General features: G+C 70.8%; 16 protein-coding genes and 1 pseudogene. 10 read left to right on the plus strand and 7 right to left on the minus strand.

Features of this window, described 5'->3' with window-relative positions; genetic code table 11:
• Positions 1-48 precede the first annotated feature (48 nt).
• The 3 genes from AB0I21_RS13590 to AB0I21_RS13600 are packed head-to-tail and all read left to right on the plus strand — an operon-like array spanning position 49 to position 2,506.
• Positions 49-1,011: an aliphatic sulfonate ABC transporter substrate-binding protein gene (locus tag AB0I21_RS13590; protein WP_360560980.1), complete on the plus strand. Its 963-nt coding sequence runs from the start codon at positions 49-51 to the stop codon at positions 1,009-1,011.
• Positions 1,008-1,823: an ABC transporter permease gene (locus AB0I21_RS13595; protein ID WP_360560981.1), complete on the plus strand. Its 816-nt coding sequence runs from the start codon at positions 1,008-1,010 to the stop codon at positions 1,821-1,823. The genes AB0I21_RS13590 and AB0I21_RS13595 overlap by 4 nt, the downstream gene beginning before the upstream one ends.
• A complete protein-coding gene (locus tag AB0I21_RS13600) occupies positions 1,796-2,506 on the plus strand; it encodes an ABC transporter ATP-binding protein (protein WP_360560982.1) in 711 nt (236 codons plus the stop codon). The genes AB0I21_RS13595 and AB0I21_RS13600 overlap by 28 nt, the downstream gene beginning before the upstream one ends.
• On the opposite strand, the gene AB0I21_RS13605 is transcribed toward AB0I21_RS13600, so the two are convergent.
• Positions 2,487-3,074, minus strand: a complete 588-nt coding sequence (locus AB0I21_RS13605) for a dihydrofolate reductase family protein (RefSeq protein WP_360560984.1) — start codon at positions 3,072-3,074, stop codon at positions 2,487-2,489. The genes AB0I21_RS13600 and AB0I21_RS13605 overlap by 20 nt on opposite strands.
• A 159-nt stretch (positions 3,075-3,233) precedes the next feature.
• On the opposite strand from AB0I21_RS13605, the gene AB0I21_RS13610 reads away from it, so the two are divergent.
• On the plus strand, positions 3,234-3,788 hold the full coding sequence (locus AB0I21_RS13610; RefSeq protein ID WP_360560986.1) for a dihydrofolate reductase family protein: 555 nt from the start codon (positions 3,234-3,236) through the stop codon (positions 3,786-3,788).
• 52 nt (positions 3,789-3,840) lie between these two features.
• Here AB0I21_RS13610 and AB0I21_RS13615 read toward each other — a convergent pair whose 3' ends face one another.
• Positions 3,841-4,728, minus strand: a complete 888-nt coding sequence (locus AB0I21_RS13615) for a helix-turn-helix transcriptional regulator (protein ID WP_360560988.1) — start codon at positions 4,726-4,728, stop codon at positions 3,841-3,843.
• Positions 4,729-4,831: 103 nt separating this feature from the next.
• On the opposite strand from AB0I21_RS13615, the gene AB0I21_RS13620 reads away from it, so the two are divergent.
• Positions 4,832-5,542, plus strand: coding sequence for an SDR family oxidoreductase (locus AB0I21_RS13620; protein ID WP_360560990.1), 711 nt, complete (start codon positions 4,832-4,834; stop codon positions 5,540-5,542).
• A gap of 924 nt (positions 5,543-6,466) precedes the next feature.
• Here the strand turns inward: AB0I21_RS13620 and AB0I21_RS13625 are convergent.
• Positions 6,467-6,832: a VOC family protein gene (locus tag AB0I21_RS13625; RefSeq protein ID WP_360560992.1), complete on the minus strand. Its 366-nt coding sequence runs from the start codon at positions 6,830-6,832 to the stop codon at positions 6,467-6,469.
• Positions 6,833-6,886: 54 nt separating this feature from the next.
• On the minus strand, positions 6,887-7,438 hold the full coding sequence (locus tag AB0I21_RS13630) for a DinB family protein (RefSeq protein ID WP_360560994.1): 552 nt from the start codon (positions 7,436-7,438) through the stop codon (positions 6,887-6,889).
• A gap of 22 nt (positions 7,439-7,460) precedes the next feature.
• Between AB0I21_RS13630 and AB0I21_RS13635 the strand changes: the two genes are divergently transcribed.
• Positions 7,461-8,294 carry a hypothetical protein gene (locus AB0I21_RS13635; RefSeq protein WP_360560996.1) on the plus strand — a complete coding sequence of 278 codons (834 nt, stop codon included), beginning with the start codon at positions 7,461-7,463 and terminating at the stop codon, positions 8,292-8,294.
• On the opposite strand, the gene AB0I21_RS13640 is transcribed toward AB0I21_RS13635, so the two are convergent.
• Positions 8,291-8,782, minus strand: a complete 492-nt coding sequence (locus tag AB0I21_RS13640; RefSeq protein WP_360560998.1) for a MarR family transcriptional regulator — start codon at positions 8,780-8,782, stop codon at positions 8,291-8,293. The two genes, AB0I21_RS13635 and AB0I21_RS13640, sit on opposite strands and share 4 nt — an antisense overlap.
• A 65-nt stretch (positions 8,783-8,847) precedes the next feature.
• On the opposite strand from AB0I21_RS13640, the gene AB0I21_RS13645 reads away from it, so the two are divergent.
• Entirely contained in the window at positions 8,848-9,921 is a 1,074-nt protein-coding gene (locus tag AB0I21_RS13645; protein ID WP_360561000.1) for a hypothetical protein, read from the plus strand.
• 144 nt (positions 9,922-10,065) lie between these two features.
• Here the strand turns inward: AB0I21_RS13645 and AB0I21_RS13650 are convergent, their stop codons facing one another.
• Positions 10,066-10,539 carry a macro domain-containing protein gene (locus AB0I21_RS13650; RefSeq protein ID WP_360561002.1) on the minus strand — a complete coding sequence of 158 codons (474 nt, stop codon included), beginning with the start codon at positions 10,537-10,539 and terminating at the stop codon, positions 10,066-10,068.
• Between the two features lie 79 nt (positions 10,540-10,618).
• Between AB0I21_RS13650 and rnhA the strand changes: the two are divergent.
• Positions 10,619-11,053: pseudogene (rnhA, locus tag AB0I21_RS13655) on the plus strand (ribonuclease HI); the annotation flags it as partial.
• 292 nt (positions 11,054-11,345) lie between these two features.
• Here the strand turns inward: rnhA and AB0I21_RS13660 are convergent.
• A complete protein-coding gene (locus AB0I21_RS13660) occupies positions 11,346-11,831 on the minus strand; it encodes a helix-turn-helix domain-containing protein (RefSeq protein WP_360561004.1) in 486 nt (161 codons plus the stop codon).
• A gap of 438 nt (positions 11,832-12,269) precedes the next feature.
• On the opposite strand from AB0I21_RS13660, the gene AB0I21_RS13665 reads away from it, so the two are divergent.
• Together AB0I21_RS13665 and AB0I21_RS13670 are read left to right on the plus strand one after the other, a co-directional pair.
• Positions 12,270-14,639: a PAS domain S-box protein gene (locus tag AB0I21_RS13665; RefSeq protein WP_360561005.1), complete on the plus strand. Its 2,370-nt coding sequence runs from the start codon at positions 12,270-12,272 to the stop codon at positions 14,637-14,639.
• A 698-nt stretch (positions 14,640-15,337) separates the two neighbouring features.
• Positions 15,338-16,201: an MEDS domain-containing protein gene (locus AB0I21_RS13670; RefSeq protein WP_360561006.1), complete on the plus strand. Its 864-nt coding sequence runs from the start codon at positions 15,338-15,340 to the stop codon at positions 16,199-16,201.
• The last annotated feature ends 617 nt before the right edge of the window (positions 16,202-16,818 follow it).

Raw genomic sequence — 16,818 nt, forward strand, 5'->3', positions numbered from 1 at the left:
GTGCCGGACGCGAGTGCAGCGCAAGCCCGTCAATGAGGAGTGTCATCGATGCGTCGGCTCTCGGTCGTTCTGGCCGGTGTCATGGTCCTGCTCGGCACCACCCTGGCGGGGTGCGCCGCGGACAAGGAGCCGGCCGCCGCGCAGCCGGGTGCGGCGGAGGAGCCGCTGCGCGTCGGGTACCAGCGCTTCGGCGGGCTCAGCCTGGTGAAGGCGCGCAAGGCGGAGGCCGCCGGGACGACCTGGTCGCTGTTCGAGAGCGGGCCGGCGCTCACCGAGGGCATCAAGGCCGGCGCGATCGACATCGGCCAGGTCGGTGAGGCGCCACCGATCTTCGCGGCCGCCGGCAAGATCGACTTCAGGATCATCGGTACCTCGAAGCCGGTGCCGAAGGGCGAAGCCGTCCTGGTCAAGGCGGCCAAGGGGTACACCTCCTTCAAGGACCTCAAGGGCAAGAAGGTCGCGCTGAACAAGGGGTCCAACGTCAACTGGCTGCTCGTGCGCCTCCTCGAGGCGAACGGCATGACCATCAAGGACATCGACGTGCATAACCTCAAGCCCGCCGACGCCCGGCCCGCGTTCGACAACGACCAGGTCGACGCGTGGATCATCTGGGACCCGTACTTCTCCCTCGCCGAAACGCCGGGCGTGAAGGTGCTCGCCGACGCGACCGGCCTGGCCAACAACCGCGAGTACATCCTCGTCTCGCCGCAGGCACTGAAGTCGAAGCCCGGGAAGATCCGCGAGTTCCTCAAGACCTACCGCGAGGTCACCGACTGGGGCATCGGCAACCCCGACGAGCGGGTCAAGATCCTCGCACCCGAGCTGAACATCCCCGAGGACGTCGCCCGCCGCGCCCTGGACCGCAGCGCCCAGCCGCTCGCCGCGATCGACGCGGCCATCGGCACCGAGCTGCAGGAGATCGCCGACGGGTTCACCGAGCTGCAGCTCATCCCCGGCAAGGTCGACATCAAGGGCCGCATCGACGAGCAGTTCTCGGACATCCTGCAATGACGACGCTCCTGACCCGCCCGCCGTCGCTGCGGGTCCCGCCGAGGCGGCGCCCTGCGGCCCGGCGCTGGCTGCGGGCGGTGACGCCGCTGGCCCTGCTCGCCGGATGGGAGGGTGGGGTCCGCGGCGGGCTGCTGGACCCGGACAAGCTGCCCGCCCCGAGCGCGGTGCTGGAGACCGGCTGGCGGCTCGCGCTCGAAGGCACCCTCGGCGAGTACCTGCTCGACTCCGTCCAGCGGGCCGTCCTCGGGCTGCTCATCGGCGGCCTGCTCGGTCTGGCGCTGGGCACGCTCGCCGGGCTCGTCCGGCTCGGCGACGACCTCGTCGACCCGACCGTGCAGATGGCCCGCATGCTGCCGCACCTGGGTCTGGTGCCGCTGCTCATCATCTGGGTCGGCATCGGCGAGTCCCTGAAGGTGACGCTCGTGGCGCTCGGCGCGTTCTTCCCCATCTACCTCAACACGTACTCCGGCATCCGCAACATCGACGAACGCCTCGTGGAAGCCGCTCGCACCTGCGGGCTCTCGAGCCTCGAGCGCATCTGGCACGTCGTGGTGCCCGGCGCGCTGCCGTCGCTGTTCCTCGGGGTGCGGCTCGCCTTCGCCGCCGGCTGGCTCAGCCTCGTCGTCGGCGAGCAGGTCAACGGCCAGGGCGGGCTCGGGTTCATGATGATGGAGGCCCGCGAGTTCAGCCAGACCGACGTCGTCGTGCTGGGCCTCGTCGCGTACGCGCTGCTCGGCCTGGTCTCCGACCTGCTGCTGCGACTGGGTGAGAGGAGGTTGCTGGCATGGCGGCACGGACTGCGGGCCCGGTGACCGCGACCGGGGTCCGGCGGGCCTTCGGCGACACCGTCGTCCTCGACGGGGTCGACATCAGCATCGCCGCCGGCGAGGTCGTCGCGCTGCTGGGCGGCAGCGGCTCCGGCAAGAGCACGCTGCTGCGCATCCTCGCGGGCCTGGACGGCGAGGCGACCGGCGACGTGTCCACCACCGGCGCCACCGCCGTCGTGTTCCAGGAGCACCGGTTGCTGCCGTGGAAGCGGGTCGCGGCCAACGTCGCCCTCGGCGTGCGCGGCCCCGCCCTCAGGGAGCGGGTCGACGCCGCCCTTGAGGAGGTCGGCCTCGCCGATCGTCGCGACGCCTGGCCCGCGGAGCTGTCCGGCGGGCAGGCGCAGCGGGTGGCGTTCGCCCGGGCGCTTGTACGGGAACCCGACCTCCTCCTGCTCGACGAGCCGTTCGGTGCGCTCGACGCCCTCACTCGCCTGCGGATGCAGACCCTCTTCGGCCGCCTGCGGGCGACGCACGGCTTCGCCGCGCTGTTCGTGACGCACGACGTGGACGAGGCGCTGCTGCTCGCCGACCGGGTCCTGGTCCTGGACGGCGGCCGGATCGCCGAGGACCGGCCGGTGCCGCTGCCCCGCCCGCGGGCTGTGGACATGCCGGGGTTCGGCGCTTCCCGTCGGTCGCTGCTCGATCTGCTCAACGTGCCGGTTGGTTGAGCTTCTCCACGCGGTAGGTCAGGTGGGTGGCCTCGGCGGTGTGGTGCTGCTCCAGCGGGAAGAGCGTCACCGGGCACGTTTCGGCGATCTGTGCGAACAGCGGCGTGCCGCTGCCGAGCAGCACCGGGGCGACGTGGACGGCGAGCCGGTCGACCAGGCCGGCTCGCAGCGCCTGCTGGATGATGCTCGCCCCGCCCATGATGTGCACCATCCGCTCCTGGGCGACGGTGGCCGCCGCGCGGATCGCCGCCTCGACCCCCTCGACGAAGGTGAACGCCGTCTCGCCCCGGGTCACCGGCTCCTGCGGGCGGTGGGTGACGACGAAGACCGGCATGCCGTAGAGGCCGTTCTCGCTCGCCCAGCCGTTGGTCGCGTCGTACACCTGCCGGCTCGTCACCACCGCGCCTGTCGCGCCGAACGTCTCCTTGAGCAGGCGCCTGCCGTCGTCGGTCCAGACCCACGCGTGCAGCGCGTCGCCGCCCGCGCCGAGCCCCGGGTGCCGGTCCAGGTCCGGCCCGGTGACGTAACCGTCCACCGACATCGAGATGTTCGCCTCGACCACAGCCATGTTCCGCCGTCCTTCCAGTTTCGTGTTCTGCTGATGTACCGGTTTCTTCTGGTGTACCGATTTCTTCTGGTGTACCGATTTCTTCTGGTGTACCGATGAGTCGCGGGTGCCGCCGTCGTCAGTATTGGAGTGTCCCTGCATCCGGAAGGACGAACCCTCGTGAACAAGATCATCTTCATGATGTCGATGTCACTGGACGGCTACTTCGAGACGACCGAGCACGGTCTTGCCTGGTCGGACATCTCCGACGAGCTGCACACCCACTTCAACGAGGAGATCGGCGCAGCCGGCGGCATGCTCAACGGCCGGCGGACGTACTCGCTGATGGCCGGCTTCTGGCCGACCGCCGACGAGGACCCCAACGCGCCGAAGTTCGTCGCCGACTACGCCCGCATCTGGCGCGACCTGCCGAAGGTCGTCTACTCCCGCACCCTGCAGTCCGCGTCGTGGAACACCACGATCGTCCGCGAGGTCGTGCCCGCCGAGGTCGAGGCGCTCAGGTCGGCCGCGTCCGGCGACCTCTTCGTCGGCGGACCTGACCTGCTGACCACGTTCCAGCGGCACGGTCTCGTCGACGAGTACCGCATCTACGTGCACCCGGCCGTGATCGGCGCCGGCAACCCGCTGTTCCACCCCGGCACCTCGCTGCGCCTGCACCTGACCGAGTCCCGCCCCTTCACCAACGGCGTCGTCCTGCTGCGGTACGCGTCGTAGCCCCTTGTTCGGTCTGTGGGGTAGCTCCGTGTTCGCTCTTTCTTGAGCGGCTTCAGTCGTGCCCGGCTTCAGTCGTGCTGCCCGGTGGCGCTTGCATGGCGCTTTGCATGGCGCTTTGCGCGGCGCTTTGCGTGGCGCCGCCGGGTGGCGTCAGCAGCTCGAGCGCGGCGTGGTCGGGGCTGCCCGGGTCGGCCCGGAACATGACGAACCGCTGCCCGTCCACGGCCGTCAGGATCTCCGACGTCAGCTCCAGGCGCCCCGCCAGTACATGCTGAAACGCCCGCCGCGAGCCGCTCTTCACCCGCACGTCATAGGTCGCCCACAGGTCCGCGAACTCGTCGCTGCGGTGCCGCAGCTCGGCGATCAGCGCGGCATGCTCCGGCCCGTCGGCGACCGTGCGCAGGTGCGCCACGCAGTCCTCCGCCATTCGCCGCCACGACACGAACACCTCCCGGGCCGCCGGGTGCGTGAACACGTACGTCACCAGGTTCCCCGGCACCGTCAGGCCTGGGAGCAGCGACCCACCCTCCTCGTTGGCGGCGAGCAGATCGCTGGTCTGCGTCAGCACGTACGCCGGAGTCGGCCGCACCGTCTCCAGCAACTCCCGCAGCGCCGGCCTGACCTCCTTCCCCGACTCCTTCCGCGACTCCTTCCCCGACTCCTTGGCGTCGGCCGCCGGACCGGCCAGGCGGTGCAGGTGCGCCCGCTCGTCGTCGTCGAGCCGCAGCACGCTCGCGAGCGCGTCGAGCACCGACCGGCCCGGGTTGGTGTCCCGTCCCCGCTCCAGCCGCGTGTAGTAGTCGACGCTCACCCCCGCGAGCGCGGCCAGCTCCTCCCGCCGCAACCCCGGCGTCTGCCGCCGCCCGGTCCCGGCGGGCAGCCCCGCCTCGGCCGGACTGACCCTGCCGCGCCGGTTGCGCAGGAACTCCCCGAGACTCACGCTCTAAATTCTGCCGGTTGTCTGCTTCCCGGGAGGGGCCCTGCGAGGGCCTGGCCTGACCTGGTCCTGCCGCCCCTTTACGAACGGCGGCAGGCTGCTGGTCATGACACAGCAGCACGTCCTGGTGATCGGCGGCAGCTCCGGCATGGGCCTCGCCCTTGCCGCCCGACTCCTGTCCACCGGCCGCCGCGTGACGATCGCGGGCCGTTCCCCCGACCGCCTCGCCGCCGCGGCCGCCCACCTCACATCCCCCGTCACCTGCGTCCAGGCCGACATCAGCGTCGAATCGCAGGTCGCCGCCCTCACGGACGACACGCTCGACCATGTGGTCGTGACGGCCGCCGACGCGGTGGGCGCCTACGCGCCGCTGCCCTCCTTCACCCTCACCGCGGCGCAGGCGGTCCTCGCCACGAAGGTCCTCGGCCCCTGGCTGGTCGCCAAGCACCTCGCCCCCGCCCTGCGCCCCGGCGGCTCGCTGACCTTCACGTCGGGCATCGCCGCGTACCGCCCAGGCCCCGGCGCCTCGATGATCGCCACCGCCAACGGCGCCCTGGAGTCCCTGGCCCGCTCACTCGCCCTGGAACTCGCCCCCATCCGCGTCAACGTCGTCTCACCCGGCTGGGTCGACACCCCCATCTGGGACACCCTCGCCGGCCCAGCGAAACACGACCGCCTGTCCGCCATGGCCGCCAAACTCCCCACCGGCCGGGTAGGCACGCCCGACGACATCGCCCACGCCTTCCTGTCCCTCCTCGACAACCCCTTCATCACCGGCACCGTCCTCCACGCCGACGGCGGCCACCGCCTCGTCTGACGCTGTGCCTGCTCCGCGAGCAAGCCCGCGGGGCGGGGGATTCTCACCCCGCACCCCCAATGCTCGCTCCGCTCGCACTGCCAGCGCTGCCGCGCGGCAGCCTCACCCGCATGCGCGGGGCAGCGTCGCCCCCGCGCACCCGGCGGCGGCTTCGGCTACCCGCGCGGGCTAGCTTCAGCTCCTCGCGCCAGGTTCGCTTCGGCTGCACGCGTGTCATGGTGTCGACCGCGTGTGTGGGGGCTGCCGGCTCCGGTTGTGTGCGCGGGCCCTGCATCAGCTCGTCGCGGCGGCGGCTTCGGCTACGCGCGGGCCTTGCATCAGCTCCTCGCGGCGGCGGCTTCGGCTACGCGCGGGCTTGCTTCAGCTCCTCGCGTCGGGGTTCGCATCGGCCGTACGTGTGTCATGGTGTCGACCGGGTGTGTGGGGCGGTCGGCTCCAGTCGTTTGCGCGGGGGCGGCTCCGGCGACGGGCGAGTGACGGCCTCGGTCGCTTGCGCGTGACGGGCGGCTGCCGCGTCGCGATGGTGGTGGCGTGACGCATCCGGGAGGTCACGCCACCCGCCCGAGTCAGCGGTCCCGATTGCGGAACATTCCGAGCGCCAGCGGGACCCCGATGATCCCGGCGAGCAGAGCGACCGCAACCCCGATCCAAAGGCCTGCACTCATGCGAGGCCTCGTGCCCGCCACGCCTTCGCGGCAAACGCTCGGCAGAGCCCGCACCCGCGCCGCGGCAGCCTGTATCCGAGGCCCTGTGCCGACCTCGCGCCGGAGCCCGCGCCCGTGGCTGGCTGCCGATCGCTTCCGCGCTGCCGGCGACCTCCTGATCCGTCGCGTGGGTGCCCGTCGCATGGGTGCCTGACGAGTGGACGCCAATTGCCAAGCGACCCGCGCCTTCAGACTTCCCGCCGCTCGAGCCTGCTGCGAATCAGGACTCCTCGGGGTCAGGGTCTCCTGCGGGGCCGCCGCCGAAGCTGACCTCGTTGCCGTCGGGGTCGGCGTAGATGGCTTTCCTTACGCCGTTGTCATACGTCTCCGTTCTCGTCGGGGTGAGGCCGCGCTCGGCGGCTCGGGCAACGCGCTCGTCGAAGTCGCCGACGAACACCGTGTGCATCGCGTGGCCGGCTCGCTCTGGAAGGAGCTCGATGTACAGATACCGGTGCTCGGCCAGCTCCCACACGGCCTCCACGTCATTCGGCTCGAACGCGGGAGGCCCGCCGAGCAGCTGCTCGTAGAACTGTCGCGCCGCCGGCAGGTCGCGCACCGCGATGCCCGCGAACAGGTCAACCGTCATGTTCACCATCCTTTCAACAGGCCGAGGCCGTGCAAGGCGGCTCGGCGATGCAGGTCATCCGTCGAACCCGGTGGCGCCGTCGGTCTGCTCACGGAGGATGTCGGCGTGGCCCGCGTGCCGCGCGGTCTCCTCGATGAGATGGACATACAGCCAGCGCAGCGAGACCCGGCCCAGGCGCGGCGACGGCACCGTGTCGTCGAGCGCGAAACCGGCGCAGATCTCCCGCGACGTGGCGCACGCCGCCCGATAGTCGGCGACGAGCGACTCGACGCTCGCGCCGCCGGGCACGTCCCAGCTGTCGCTCGACCCGTCCTGTGCCACACCGGACGTCCCCTGCGCCGCAGGCGACGCGCGGTCCCCGCCGGGCGCGGGCCGCCCGCCGAGCACGCCGTGGAACCACTCGCGCTCCACGCCGGTGAGGTGCCGCACCAGCCCCGCCAAGGTGGTCCGGGACGGCACGAGCCGCCGGGACGCGTCCACTGTGGACAGACCCGAGACCTTGCGGACGACGATGTCGCGATACAGGTCGAGGAACGTTTCCAGGACATCACGCTCGCCGGCGGCGCTGACGAGCTCGTCGGGAGCGAGCGGTGGCGCAGGGCTCATGGGTCCACCATAGGATCTGGGTATGACACTTCCGCGGCTTCAGGACTCGCTCGACCTGATGTGCGCGACGGCGGCTCCCGATGCCACCGCCGTGGCCGCGGTCGACGCATGGAGCCGGCGGACGGGGCTGGAGCTGCCGGCGGCCGTCCGCGAGTTCTACACCACCGACGTCTCCCTCGAACTGTCCGACGGCGGCACCTGGACGCTGCCCTTCACCGGCCTGTGGCGCGAGTTCAGCGGCGACGCCACGCTGTGGACGCTCGACGAGGTCCTCGCCGGGATGGGTGAGGAGAAGGTGTGCTTCGAGGCCGACGTCATGCGGATCCATCACGTGTACTTCCAGCCGGCGGGCAACGATCCGGTGCTGCACCATCACACGCGCGGTGAGGGCTGGAGCGTCGAGGAGGAGCCGTTCAGCGGCTGGTTGTTCGACTGGTTCGTGTCGTTCCACAACGACTCCGGCAGCCCGGCGTCCTTCTGGGGACCGGACGCCGACCACGACGCGTCCGAGGAGCGCCAGCCGGTGCTGCCGTTCGGCAACGAACTGTGGCTGCGCGCCCGTGACCTGCCCGTGCCGGACGCGGTCGGGCAGGAGCTGACCCGCCGCCACGGCGAGCCGACGTCGGCCGGCGCGACGAGGTACTGGGGGATGCCCGACGGCCTCATCCAGATCACCGGCGACGCCGGCGGGTCCGCCTGGTGGTTGCACGGCGACGACCCGGCGGCGCTGCAGCGGATCGTCGAGTCGGTGTGGTCGTTCGGCGACCTCGCGCGGACGCTCCGCAGCTCCACGATGTGCCACGACGAGACGGCCCGGAAGCTCCTCGCGACGATGCGCGCCCAGCGTTGTGACTAGCGGATCTCGGCGGCGAGGACGAGGCGGTGGAGGAGCTCGGCGAGGACCTGCCGCTCCTCGGCGGTGAGCGCCTCCAGCAGGATCGACTCGCCGTGGTCCTCGCGGCCGGCCTGCTGCTCGAACGCGGCGCTGCCTGCCTCGGTCAGCCGTACGTGCACCCGGCGCCGATCCGCCGTGTCGCTCGTGCGGTCGATCAGCCCCGCCTCCTCCATCGGCGCGAGCCGCGCGGACAGCGCACCGCGGGTCAGCCCGAGCACGTCGGCGAGCTGCGACGGGCTTGTCGCGTACGGCGGACCCAGCCTCCGCAGTTTCATGAGAATCTTGAACTGCCAGTGCGGCAGCCCGTCCGCCGCCAGGGTGTCCCGGCGTAACTGCTGCGTGTGCCGGGCCAGGATCGCGAGCCGCACGAAGATCGCCTCTTTGACGGGGTCGAGCCACGGCAGCTCCCGCTCCCACGCCTCGATGTGCTCTTCGACGTCGTCCTTCATCGCCGCTCCCGTCGCGCGAAGTAGTTTTCTTGAGGATAGTTTTTTCGATTACTACTGTCGCCGTCATGACCGAGATCGCAGTTCCCCGGCAGGTCCTCGCCTCGGCCGCCCGCGCACTCGCCCACGCCGGCCGGTGGCAGGACGCGGCGGCCCCGCTCGACGCGGCGCCGCCCGGAGACCCGGTGCTGGCCCTCACCTCGGCGCAGGTGGCCGTCGAGTCGGATTGGTTCGCCGGTACGACCACCGCCCCCCACCGGCTCGCCATCGCCACCCGGCACGCCCCTGCCCTCGACGACGAGGGACGGTGGGACCTCGCGTTCGCCGGCGTGCGGACCGAGTACCGGACCGTGCTGATGACCGACCAGGCCGAACGCGAACCGGCCACGGCGCTCCTCCACCGCGCCGCCACGCTGGCCACCACCGCGCCGGACACGGTCCGCACCGGCTGGGCCGAGATGTACCAGGGCCTCATCTGCGACAACCTCCTCGACAGGCCGGACACCGCACCCGCCCATTACCGCGTCGCGCTGGAGGCAGGAGCCGCCGACCCGCTCCTCGCCCGCGAGGCGCTGCGTCACCTCGGCGGCCACGACCACGACCACGGCGACACCGGGACCGCCCTCACCCGCTGGCGCCTCGCCACGGAACTGGGCGCCGCCGGCGGCAACGTCCCGGGCACGCTGTCGCAGCAACTCCTCCTCGCCGTCGCGACCCGAGCCACCGGCAACGAAGCCGGCGCCCTCACCCTCGCCACCGAGATCGCCCGCTGGGCAACGGCCATCGGCGCGCCGGCCCTCGCCGCTCAGGCGACCGCCTTCCTCGACGGCGCCGACCCGTTCGCTCCACCTCCTTCGCCGGCAACACCACCAGCACCCGCCCCGATCACGTCGCAGTCGGCACCGCCCGCATCGACACCGCTCGCGTCGGCGGCACCCGCACTGGTCTCGCCCGCGCCGACGAGCCCGCCGACGGCCACCATGGCCACCCGATCCACCGCGCCGAACCCGACGGGTGCCTCGACGGCCATCACGGACACCGCAGCCGCAGTCGAACCCGCTACCACCGGCCCGGTGCAGACCGCGCCGGTGGTGGTCGTCCCGTTCATGACCGCGCCGCTGGCGACCACGCCGCGGCAATGACGGGCAGGTGTCGCGCCACGGGCACCCAAGCCACGGCGGCCGGCAGCGACCAGTCGCGGTCGCCGCCGCACCTCGGCCGTCGAACGGAGCGGTGCCGTCGGTCAGGAGAGCTGAGCGGGCTCGTACATCAGCCGCCGACGCACATCAGAAGTCATAGACCGTCACAGGCACATCGCGCTCACACAGCGCCGAGACGACCAGCGGCTCGACCTTGTCCCACCGGCCGCCGGCCAGGCCGCAGCCGATCCTCGGCATGTGGACGGACGCGCCGAGGTCCAGCGCGTGGTCGCCGACGGCCGTCAGTGCCCGCCCGATCGCCTCATACCGGACCGGCGGACCGGAGCTGCCCGTCTTGATCCCGTGCTGCCCGATCATGTTGGCCACGAACACCGATGGCTGCACCTCCAGCACCCGGACGGCGCCGAGGGCGAAGTCGTTGCCGGCCCGTTCGCGATGCCAGCGGCGGTAGTCGCGCTCGGGCTCGGGCCAGCGGCGGGACACGGCGAGAACGAATCCCGCGCCCCAGTGGCCCTGGTCGTTGCAGACGTGGGCGATGATCTTCGGGCCGCTCGCCTGTGGGCTGGTCGCGTCGCCTTTGATGATGCGCAGTGGTGTCATGCCACGAAGCATGCCAGCGGGGTACGACAAGAATCAGGGCTGTGCGTGCCGGGCCGGGTTCGTGACGTAGGTTCTCTGGATGGCTGAGCGGGTGGAGATCTGGACCGACGGGGCCTGCAGCGGCAATCCGGGCCCCGGCGGCTGGGGAGCGCTGCTGCGGTACGGCTCGGTCGAGAAGGAACTGTGCGGTGGCGAGGCCACGCCGACGACGAACAACCGGATGGAGCTGACGGCGCCGATCCGGGCGCTGACGGCGCTGACCCGCGCGTCGGCCGTCGACCTGCACACCGACAGCACCTACGTCCGCAACGGCATCATGTCGTGGGTCGCGAAGTGGAAGCGCAACGGCTGGCGGACCGCTGCCGGCGAGCCGGTGAAGAACGAGGACCTGTGGCGGCAGCTCGACGACGCCGTCAGCCGGCACGAGGTCGCCTGGCACTGGGTCAAGGGCCACGCCGGCCACGTGGAGAACGAGCGCGCCGACCGGCTCGCGGCCCGCGGGCAGCGGGAGGCCCTGGAGGCGGCCGGCATGCCTGTGCCGGCGGCCGCTCCGGCGTCCGTGTCCCGTCCCGTCCGCGCCGCCGCTGCCCCCGCCAGGACCGACGGCGCACTCTGCCGGGCACGGACGAAGTCGGGCAAGCCGTGCCCGATCGCGGCCCGCCCGTCCGGCCTGTGCCACGTCCACGACCCGGCGGTGCTCTGCGGCGCGCCCACCAAGCGCGGCACACCCTGCGGCGTGGCGACCGGCGGCGGTCGCTGCCAGACCCACGCTTAGGCGTTCTGCCCAGAACGGTAAGGAACGCGGTTCACGTGGAGGACGTGGGGCGCGGGCGGCGGCGGTTGAGCAGCCACCAGGCGGTGACGAGGTCCTCGGTGCGGTGCAGGTCGAGGCCGGTCAGCTCCTGGAAGCGGTGGACGCGGTAGCGGACCGTGTTCTGGTGGACGGCGAGGCGGCGGGCGACCTCGCGGACCTGCTGGTCGCACTCGAGGTAGACGCGGGGGGTGTCCTCGATGTCGGTGGTGGCGCGGGCCGGGGTGTCCAGGGCCCGCATGTGCCGGACGGACAGGCCGGCGGCGATGCGGGTGTCGGACAGGACGAGCGGGCGCGGGCCGGGGTCGGCGAGGCGGACGAGCCCCGAGAGGTGGAACTGTTCGGCGGTGGTCAGCGCCAGGATCGCCTCCTGGAAGCCGTCGTGGAGCTGGTCGAGCGTCGCGGAGGGGCCACCGGCCACGAGGTGGCCGGTGAGGTGCTCGGGCGGGCCGGGCGCGATGAAGCCCAGGCACCTGGACACAGTTCCTGCGCTCGCAGGCCGACGCGCTGATGGCGGCGGACTTCATCGAGACCATCACGCTGACCGGCACCAGGTTGTACATCCTCGCCGTAATCGAACACGCCGGCCGCCGCGTCCGTGTCCTCGGCGACTGCGCACCCGACCGCCGCGTGGGTGACCCAGACCGCCCGCAATCTCGTCATGGACCTCGAGGACGCCGGATGCCAGGTGAAGTACCTGATCCGGGATCGGGACGGCAAGTCGTGATCAGACCTTCGTGGCGCAATACGTCCAGGGCCCGGCGGACCGATCCTGCTCACGCCATGAACCCGCCCGGTTCTGCCCTCGGTCGGTAGTGCTGATCCGCCTCCGACGCTGGTTGCAGCATTTCAGCGTGGGTGTCCACCGAAACGTGGTTGGATGATCATGACTCGCTTCTCGGCGAGGTGGAGGCTTGCCATGGCGGTGGAGTGGTCGGCGCAGGCTGCCGGGTTGGTGGAGGCGTCCCCGGACGCGATCATCGGGGTCGACTCCGCCGGCGTGATCGTGCTGGTGAACGCCCAGGCTGAGCGGTTGTTCGGCTATGACCGGCGGGATTTGGTCGGCGCGTCGGTGGAGATGCTGGTGCCGGAGGCGGCGCGCAGTGTGCACCCGGCTCACCGGCGGAACTATCTCGCCGATCCACATCCGCGAGCGATGGGCGCCGGGATGGAGCTCGCCGGCCGGCGCCGGGACGGTGCCACGTTCCCCGCCGAGATCTCCCTGTCCATCCTGCAGGTCGAGGGCGAGTCGCTGGTCGTCGCAGCGGTGCGGGACGTGACGGCGTGGAAACGGGCATCCGAGGCCCAGGCGCAGCTGGCCGCGATCGTGCAGTCATCCCATGACGCCATCGTCGGCAAGACCCTCGACGGTGTGGTCACCACGTGGAATCCCGGAGCAGAACGCCTCTACGGCTATTCCGCCCGGCAGATGATCGGCCGGCGGATCGACGTGCTCTGCGCACCGGACCGAGCCGGGGAGGAAGACCTGCTGCTGGCTCGAATCGCCGGTGGTGAACAGGTCGAGCAGCATCTGACCGAGCGGGTCCGCAGTGACCGCCGGGTCATCACCGTGTCGCTGGAGATGTCGCCTATCCGCGACACCGCAGGCGCCATTGTCGGCGTCGCGTCGATCTCCCGCGACGCGTCGGAGCGGCAACGAGCGGAGGTGAAGTTCCGTGGGCTGCTGGAGGCCGCACCGGATGCGATCCTCGGCGTCGACAGCTCCGGCACGATCGTCCTGGCGAATGCGCAGGCTGAGCGGTTGTTCGGGTACGCCCGCAGTGAGCTGATCGGCCGGCCGGTCGAGATGCTTGTGCCGGAGGCCGCCCGGGGTGTCCATCCGCACCACCGCGACGGCTACTTCGCCGACCCGAAGGCCCGCCCGATGGGCGCCGGCATGCAGCTGGCCGGCCGGCGCAAGGACGGCTCAGAGTTCCCCGCCGAGATCAGCCTTTCGGCCTTGGAGACCGAGGACGGTCTGCTGGTTTCGGCTGCCGTGCGGGACGTCAGCGAACGGCTGGAGGCGCGGGCCGAACGGGAGAAGCTCAAGGCGCAGGCGGAACGGGAACGGCTGGAGCGGCAGCTGCACCAGGCACAACGGCTGGAGTCCCTGGGGCAGCTCGCCGGCGGTGTCGCGCACGACTTCAACAACCTGCTCGGCGTGATCCTCAACTATCTCGCCTTCGTCGAGGAGGTCCTGGAGACCGACGAACCGGACCGGGCGGCCCGGGACAGCGCCCGCGCGGACGTGACCCAGATCCGCCGGGCGGCGGAACGCGCCGCCGGACTGACCCATCAGCTGTTGGCCTTCGCCCGGCGCGAGGTCGCCCGGCCGCGGGTGATCGACCTCAACCACATCGTCGAGGACGTCCGGCAGCTCCTGCAGCGCACCCTCGGCGAGCACATCACACTGATGACCAGCCTGAGCCCGACGACCGGGCCGATTCTCGCCGACCCCGGCCACATCGAGCAGATCCTGCTCAATCTCGCCGTCAACGCCCGCGACGCGATGCCCACCGGCGGCGTCCTGAGCATCGAGACCGACGATGTCATGCTGCCGTCCGGACACGACAGCAGTTGGGACGTCCCCGCCGGCGCCTACACCCTTGTCCGGGTCACCGACTCGGGCACCGGCATGACCCAGGCCGTCGTGGATCGCGCCTTCGAACCGTTCTTCACCACCAAACCGAAAGGCCAGGGGTCCGGCCTCGGCCTGGCCACCGTCTATGGCATCGTGGTGCAGGCAGCCGGCGCCATCGCCATCAATTCCGACCCGGGGAACGGCACCACGATCTCGGTCATGCTGCCGGTCACCGACCAGCTACCGGAACCCGCACCGGCCCCCGGCCCGATGTCCGTCGACCGCGGCGCCGGACAGACCGTGCTGCTCGTCGAGGACGAGGACGCGTTGCGTGAGGTTACCCGCCGTATTCTCACCCGCAACGGCTACAAGGTCATCACCGCCGCCAACGGCGCCGAGGCGCTTGCCCTGGTTGCCGAGGCGACGCAACTCGACCTGCTCCTCACTGACGTGATCATGCCGGAGATGGTCGGCAAGGAGCTCGCCGAGCGGGTCCGCGCGCTGCGCTCAGACGTCAGGGTGCTGTTCATGTCCGGATATGCCCAGCCGGTGCTGGCCTCGCAGGGCACACTGGACCCGTCGGTCACCCTGGTCGCAAAGCCGTTCACCGAAGCCGAGTTGCTCGCAGAGGTCGTCGCGGCGCTGGCGGTCGGACCGACGGGCAGCGGCGCCGGTCTCGTCAGGCGGGCACGGCCGAGGTCAGGGTGAGTGGTCGTCGAAGCGTTCGTAGGGCGGCCAGTCCGGTTTAGCGCGACACGCCATCCGTTGCAGTCCAAGGTTCGACATGACCTCCACAGCGCGGCCGCCGCCTCGCCTGCCTGAGTCGCCGGCGTGTGTGTCGGCCGCTGAACCCGACCTCGCTGGCGGCCGGTTCCGGAGTGCCGACGACACCATCACGACGCGAACCCCAAGCCTGCGGTATCGCAGCGCACGTCGGGTGGCCTCAGCGCCACGACGCGGACAGGAAATCGGATCTGCCGGGCCGACTGCGACGCGCGACCGCCCCGGCAGCCCGTGCCAAAGGGTGTGCAGTGCCCTTCGTGCTGTCACCTGACGGCAACCGTTGTGCGGCAGCGCCGACTGGTTGGCGAGGGGGCGGTGGCTGCTCGCCGACTCGTGCGTCGCCGCAGCGGCTCGACCTTGCTGGTCCGAACTGGCGACCTGCCCTGTCGTCACTTGTTGACTGGTTCTTCAGTTATAGAGTTACATGTTGACATATATAAATCAATGTGGGCGCCGCCGGCGCCTGCATGGCACATGTCGGAATGTTCGGCCCGGCCGAGTGGTTCGGCCGGTCAGCGTGTCCCGCTCCGCCGGCGGGCGTTCCACCGCTGTGAGGGGCGAGTCCGTCGGAAGTGGCCGTTCTGCGGATGGCGCGCGCGGCGTGGAGGAAGGGAGTGGTGTGGGTGTCGCGCGCTTCGGCCGCTGGCTTCGAGCTGGGCGATCATGTGTGCTGGTGCATTGACGACCCGGCGTCACGGCTCGGCATGGCTGCGGCGTTCGTGGCGGCAGGCTTGGGCAAGGGAGGCAGGGTGGTGTGGTGCACCACCGCCCCGCTGGCCGCGATCGCCGGGCTGCGCGAACTCGGCGTCGCAGCGGAGGCGGCTCTCGAGGCCGGTCAATTGTCGCTGCCTTCGCCTGCGGACTGGTACATCGAGGACGGTCAGCTGATCGCGGAGGCAGTCGTGCGGAAGTTGGCGTCGGAGGTTGCCGACGCCCGCGCCGCCGGCTATTCGGGCCTGTGGGCGATCGCAGACATGTCCTGGGCACACCGGGCCGGAGTCAGCGCTGACGTGCTCGCCCGCTATGAATTGCTGCTCAACCGCGTGGTCGTCGGCGGTTTCGTGACCGTTGTCTGCCAGTACGATCGCAGACTGCTCGGCCGCCGACAGCTGCGGCCGATCACCATTGCGCATCCGGGCACCATCTACCAGTGGCCACCATCCGACACGGATCGGTCGCTGCTGCGAATCCTTCGCGATGGTCCTGTGCTACGGCTGATCGGTGACAGCGATCTGTCCAACCGCCTCGCGCTGCACTTCTGCGTTGCAGATCTCCGCGACGACTGCACCGTGTCGGGCGTGCCGATGACCATCGACGCATCGGCGCTGCGGTTCGCCGACGGTGCCACCGCCAATCTGATGCTGCAGTCCGCGCGTACCGTGCCGGGCGGGCTGATCGTGCACTGCTCGCGGCAACTGCGGTCCATGCTCGACCTTCTCGGCGGCGCTGCAGAGCCGTCGCTCTCCTACGGCGACCACATGAGGTGATCGCCGGGGCGGCCCTCCTCGCCTCGACGGCACCCGCCCTTCGGGCGGCAGTTCAATACGCAGCGGTGTCCGTCAGAAGTCGCTCAGCCGCGAGCGCCCGCCGCGGGGTGTCCAGCCATCGACAACGAGCCAACTACCGAGACTCGCTGTTTGTTGATCACCGCCACACCGGCGAACAGCCGGCAGCCCACAACGACTTACCGAACACAGGCTAGGCTTGTTTTTCAACCTTCGGGCTCTGGCCTGACGGCGTGCGGTGTCCTGAGTGGACATACAGACGGCCTTCGGTGAGCGACGAGGCCGGGACGCCGATCAGTACCATCTGGACTTCCTCGACGGGTCGTCCTGGGCGGCAGTTGGTCCCGGGGGCCATGCCCCCGGTGCTGTGCATGGCATCCGCTTGTCAAACCGAATCTACTCGTGACCGGTGACAGATGGCCGCCTCGGTAGGTTGTCGCCCGGCGACTGCGCTCTCCGTCTTGTGTGCGGTACGCCCGGTCAGCGCGGCTCAGTGGCCGGTGTCCGTTGGGCGGGGTCGAGTTCGTATTCCTCGTTGATGGCGTTGTAGGAGTACAGCTCGGCGTAGCGGCCCCAGTCGGTGGCGATGTCGAGTTGTT

Source organism: Dactylosporangium sp. NPDC050588 (assembly GCF_040654975.1).
In the GTDB taxonomy this organism is placed as follows: domain Bacteria; phylum Actinomycetota; class Actinomycetes; order Mycobacteriales; family Micromonosporaceae; genus Dactylosporangium; species Dactylosporangium maewongense.